Source organism: Mycobacterium sp. TH-M25 (assembly GCF_057473665.1).
In genome coordinates, this window is the sequence record NZ_JBYCLA010000474.1 from 1 (window position 1) to 4,681 (window position 4,681).

At 63.5% G+C, this 4,681-nt stretch carries 4 protein-coding genes; 2 read left to right on the forward strand and 2 right to left on the reverse strand.

Features of this window, described 5'->3' with window-relative positions; all coding sequences use genetic code 11:
* Nucleotides 1-107: 107 nt before the first annotated feature.
* On the reverse strand, nucleotides 108-515 hold the full coding sequence (locus AC2VOU_RS16080) for a TIGR03668 family PPOX class F420-dependent oxidoreductase (RefSeq protein WP_047314526.1): 408 nt from the start codon (nucleotides 513-515) through the stop codon (nucleotides 108-110).
* 196 nt (nucleotides 516-711) lie between these two features.
* Between AC2VOU_RS16080 and AC2VOU_RS16085 the strand changes: the two genes are divergently transcribed.
* Complete coding sequence (locus AC2VOU_RS16085) at nucleotides 712-1,785, forward strand: S1C family serine protease (protein ID WP_047314525.1); 1,074 nt, start codon at nucleotides 712-714, stop codon at nucleotides 1,783-1,785.
* A gap of 109 nt (nucleotides 1,786-1,894) precedes the next feature.
* Nucleotides 1,895-3,676: a maltose alpha-D-glucosyltransferase gene (gene treS / locus AC2VOU_RS16090; RefSeq protein WP_486958271.1), complete on the forward strand. Its 1,782-nt coding sequence runs from the start codon at nucleotides 1,895-1,897 to the stop codon at nucleotides 3,674-3,676.
* 17 nt (nucleotides 3,677-3,693) lie between these two features.
* Here the strand turns inward: treS and AC2VOU_RS16095 are convergent.
* A partial coding sequence (locus tag AC2VOU_RS16095; protein WP_486958272.1) for an IS110 family RNA-guided transposase occupies nucleotides 3,694-4,681 on the reverse strand: 988 nt, incomplete at its 5' end.

Here is a 4,681-nt window from a genome sequence, read left to right on the forward strand (position 1 = left end):
GACGCAGTAAGCAACTTTTCCCCCAACGGCCGCGCAACACAAGGCCGACAGCCGGGTGCAAATGGGTTGGGTCATGACACCGGCCGCCCGTGTCGAACCGGGTCTGCTTAGGCGTGCCAGCTGGACCAGCGGCGCGCGACAACCGCAATTACCGGCCCGTTCAACGGAATCGATTGGTACTGAGCGTATTTGGCGCGAAGCAGCCGGTATGCGGTATGCATCACCGTGCCGTCTGGGTGGATCGTGGCGACACCGTCGACGCGGACCCACCACAACTGCGTCCAATCGTCGGTGTAGTGGTCGACGAGCAGGCTGACTTGTGGATTGTTCTCGATGTTGGTCAGGCGCCGCAGCCGTTGTGTTGTCTTCGGCTTCGCATCGACGGCGGTATATATGACGTCCTGGCTGACTGCGAAGACGACTGGCACCAGATGCGGCATGCCCTCGGGTGTGACGGTGGCCAGTCGTGCTACCGGGGACTGTGTGAGCCGGACCTTCGGGTCGAATTCCCGCACCGTGTCAGCTTAGGGCCGCGCTAGTCGTCTGACAGCGACCTTGGCGGTCCGGAAGCGTCCCCTCGGCGGCCCGGAGCAATATCCCAAATGTGTCGCTGATAGCAATCTGCATTAGCTTGATGTACACAAAGTCGTGCCGCCCAGACCCAAAGGCTGGGACAATTCTGGTTCTTAGCTGGATGCAGGAGGTTACGGGATGAGCAAACGGTCCCACCGTTCACTCTGGTGGTCAAGGTTGGTCAGCGTGCTGGCCGCGCTGGCGCTGGGCCTGGGCCTGGCCGCGGCGCCGGCGTCCGCCACACCGTCGTCTGGGCCGTCCACTCTGGCGCTCGACCGGTTCAGCGACCGGCCACCCCTGCCGCTCGATCCCGGCGCGATGGTTGCGCCGCAGGTGGTCAACATCAGCACCAAATTCGGGTACAACAGCGCGGTGGGAGCCGGAACGGGAATCGTTATCGACCCCAACGGTGCCGTGCTGACCAATAATCACGTGATCGCGGGTGCTACCGATATCAAGGCGTTCGATGTCGGGAACGGCAAAACCTACGGCGTCAACGTGGTCGGCTACGACCGCACCGAGGACGTGGCGGTGCTGCAGCTTCGTGGCGCGAGCAACCTGCCCACCGCCGTTATCGGTGGCGATGTGGTGATCGGCGAACCGATCGTGGCGCTGGGCAACACGGGTGGCCAGGGTGGAGCACCCAGCGTGCTGCCGGGTCGTGTCGTCGCACTTAACCAGACCGTCCAAGCGTCTGAGGCTCTGACCGGCGCCCAAGAGACGTTGTCCGGGCTGATCCAGGTCGACGCCCCGATCAAGCCCGGCGACTCGGGTGGGCCCGTCGTCAACAGCGGCGGTCAGGTGGTCGGCATGAACACTGCTGCTACCGACAACTACAAGATGTCGGGCGGGCAGGGCTTCGCCATTCCGATCGGTCGGGCGATGGCGGTCGTCGGCGCCATCCGGTCCGGGGCCGGGTCGAATACCGTGCACATCGGCCCGACGGCCTTCCTCGGCTTGGGCGTTGTCGACAACAACGGCGACGGGGCACGGGTTGCGCGTGTGGTCGAAACCGGTCCCGCCGGAGCGGCCGGGATCTCCGTGGGTGACGTCATCACCTCGGTCGACGGCGTCCCCGTCAACGGGGCCACCGCGATGTCGGATGTCCTCGTGCCGCATCACCCCGGCGACACCGTCGCGGTGAACTATCGCGCTGCGGGAGGCGGTGACCGCACCGCGAATGTGACGTTGGCGGAAGGACCTCCAGCCTGATATCCGGTCGGATGTTGGCCGCCGGCCAGCCAATTCGTGTGGAGTGGTATCTGATCTCAGGCCTGATTCCCGGTGTACCGCCTCGGGTACCCGTGGCATCGTGGGTTTGATGAACGACGCAGTCCATCCCGTTGAGGCTGGTGAGCACGATCCCGCGGGGGGCAGTCACGTCGAAGGGGGTGTGGTCGAGCATCCGAGTGTCGAGGACTTCGGTAACGCCGCCGTACTGCCCGCCGACCCGACCTGGTTCAAGCACGCTGTCTTCTACGAGGTGTTGGTCCGGGCGTTCTACGACGCTAGTGCCGACGGTTGTGGAGATCTGCGGGGACTCATAGACCGCCTGGATTACCTGCAATGGCTCGGCATCGACTGCATCTGGCTGCCGCCGTTCTACGACTCGCCGCTGCGTGATGGCGGCTATGACATCCGAGACTTCTACAAGGTGCTGCCCGAGTTCGGGACCGTCGACGATTTCGTCGCGTTGGTGGACGCCGCGCACCGGCGGGGTATCCGGGTCATCACCGATCTGGTGATGAACCACACCTCTGAATCGCATCCATGGTTTCAGGAGTCTCGCCGCGATCCTGACGGGCCATACGGCGACTACTACGTGTGGAGCGACACCAGCGAGAAATACACTGAAGCCCGAGTCATCTTCGTCGACAGCGAAGAGTCGAACTGGACGTTCGACCCGGTCCGCCGCCAGTTCTATTGGCATCGGTTCTTCTCCCACCAGCCGGATCTGAACTACGACAACGTGGGCGTGCAAGAGGCGATGATCGACGTTCTCCGCTTTTGGCTTGGCCTGGGTATCGACGGGTTTCGGCTAGACGCGGTGCCCTACCTCTTCGAGCGTGAGGGCACCAATTGCGAGAACTTGCCTGAGACGCACGCTTTCCTCAAGCGCGTCCGCAAAGTGATCGACGACGAATTTCCGGGACGGGTGTTGCTAGCCGAAGCCAATCAGTGGCCAGGAGACGTGGTCGCGTACTTCGGCGACGCCAGCACCGGGGGCGACGAATGCCACATGGCGTTTCACTTCCCGCTGATGCCGCGCATCTTCATGGCGGTGCGCCGGGAGTCGCGGTTCCCGATCTCGGAGATCATTGCCCAGACACCGCCGATCCCGGAGATGGCTCAGTGGGGGATTTTCCTGCGCAACCACGACGAGTTGACGCTGGAAATGGTCACCGATGAAGAACGCGACTATATGTATGCCGAGTACGCCAAGGATCCACGGATGAAGGCGAATGTCGGAATCCGGCGCCGGCTGGCGCCACTGCTGGACAACGACCGTAACCAAATCGAGCTGTTCACCGCGTTACTGCTGTCGTTGCCCGGCTCCCCGGTCCTGTACTACGGCGATGAGATCGGTATGGGCGACGTGATCTGGTTGGGAGATCGCGACGGGGTGCGTATCCCGATGCAGTGGACACCGGACCGCAATGCCGGTTTCTCTTCGGCTAACCCGGGCCGGCTGTATCTGCCGCCCAGCCAGGATCCGGTCTACGGCTACCAGGCTGTCAACGTAGAGGCGCAACGCGACACCTCCACGTCGCTGCTCAACTTCACTCGCACCATGCTGGCGGTTCGCCGACGGCACGACGCCTTTGCCATTGGGACTGTCCAGGAGTTAGGTGGCTCGAACCCGTCAGTATTGGCTTTCATACGCCAAACAGCTGGTCATGGCGACACGGTGCTATGCGTCAACAACTTATCGCGGTTCCCACAGCCCATCGAACTGAACCTGCAGTATTGGAACGGCTACACGCCGGTCGAGCTGACCGGGCAGGTGGAGTTTCCGCGCATCGGCCACCTGCCGTATCTGCTGACGCTGCCGGGACACGGATTCTATTGGTTCCAGTTGTCCGAACATGAGGAGAACGCATGACACTCCCTGTGTCAACCTCAGGCGGCAGTTGGGGTTGGGCTGAGTTTGGTTGCGGCGCCGTGTTGGGCGGGGTCGTAGGGGATGCCGTCTTGCCAGCAGCGCCAGATGATGCGGATCCAGGCTCGTGCGAGGATGCGTATGGCGTGGGGGTGGTCTTTGTTCGCGGTTCGTGCCTGGTTGTAGATGTGTGCGGCCCATTGGCTTTCGTGGCGGCTGTTGTCGGCGAAGGTGGTGATGGCTTGGCGGAATCGTTTGTTGCAGGACCAGCGGAAGTGCACGGCCTTGTGTTTGCCGGAGGCTTTGGTGACTGGTGTGCATCCTGCCAGGGCTGCGATCGAGTCGGGGCCGTCGTAGGCTTGGCGGCAGTCGCCCCACTCGGCGAGCATCTGGGCGGCGTTGATTTGACCCGACCTTGGCAGCGACGTGAAGATCTTGCCGTCCGGGTGCTCTTCGAGTCGGGCGGCCACCGAGCGATCCAGGTTCTTGATGGCGGTGTTGAGTGCGCTCAGCACGCCGACCAGGGCGGCGACGGTGTCGGCCAGTGCCGCGGTGACGGCGGTGCCAGTGGAACCGGTGGGGGCTTGGCGCAGCCGGGCCAGCAGTACTTCTGGGTGGCGGCGCCCGGAGTAGCCCTGTTTAGTCAGGAAGGCGGCCAGCCGTTTCTCACCCAGGTGCATAGCGGAAGCCGGAGTGGGGTAACGGGTCAAAAAGGCCAGGCTGATTGGGGATTCCACGTCGGCGAAGATGGCCTTAGCCCCGGGCCAGTAGGCTTCGAGGAGCGCCGAGAGCTGGTTAGTGGCCGCCACTCGTTGCTCGACGAGGTCGGTGCGGGTGCGTACCACGGTGCGGGCGGCGATGGTGGCATCGCTATAGGGAGCGGCGACGTGCAGCCGGTGTTGACGCAGCCGCAGATATTCGGCGATGACTTCGGCGTCGGCGGCATCAGACTTAGCGCCGGAGAGGACCTCGCCCTCACGCCAGGTCTTGATTGCGTTCGGGCTGACC

Bases quoted from the DNA above. Each gene is read 5' to 3' on its own strand.
- AC2VOU_RS16085 (WP_047314525.1), top strand. From the start codon at position 712: ATGAGCAAACGGTCCCACCGTTCACTCTGGTGGTCAAGGTTGGTCAGC.
- treS (WP_486958271.1), top strand. From the start codon at position 1,895: ATGAACGACGCAGTCCATCCCGTTGAGGCTGGTGAGCACGATCCCGCG.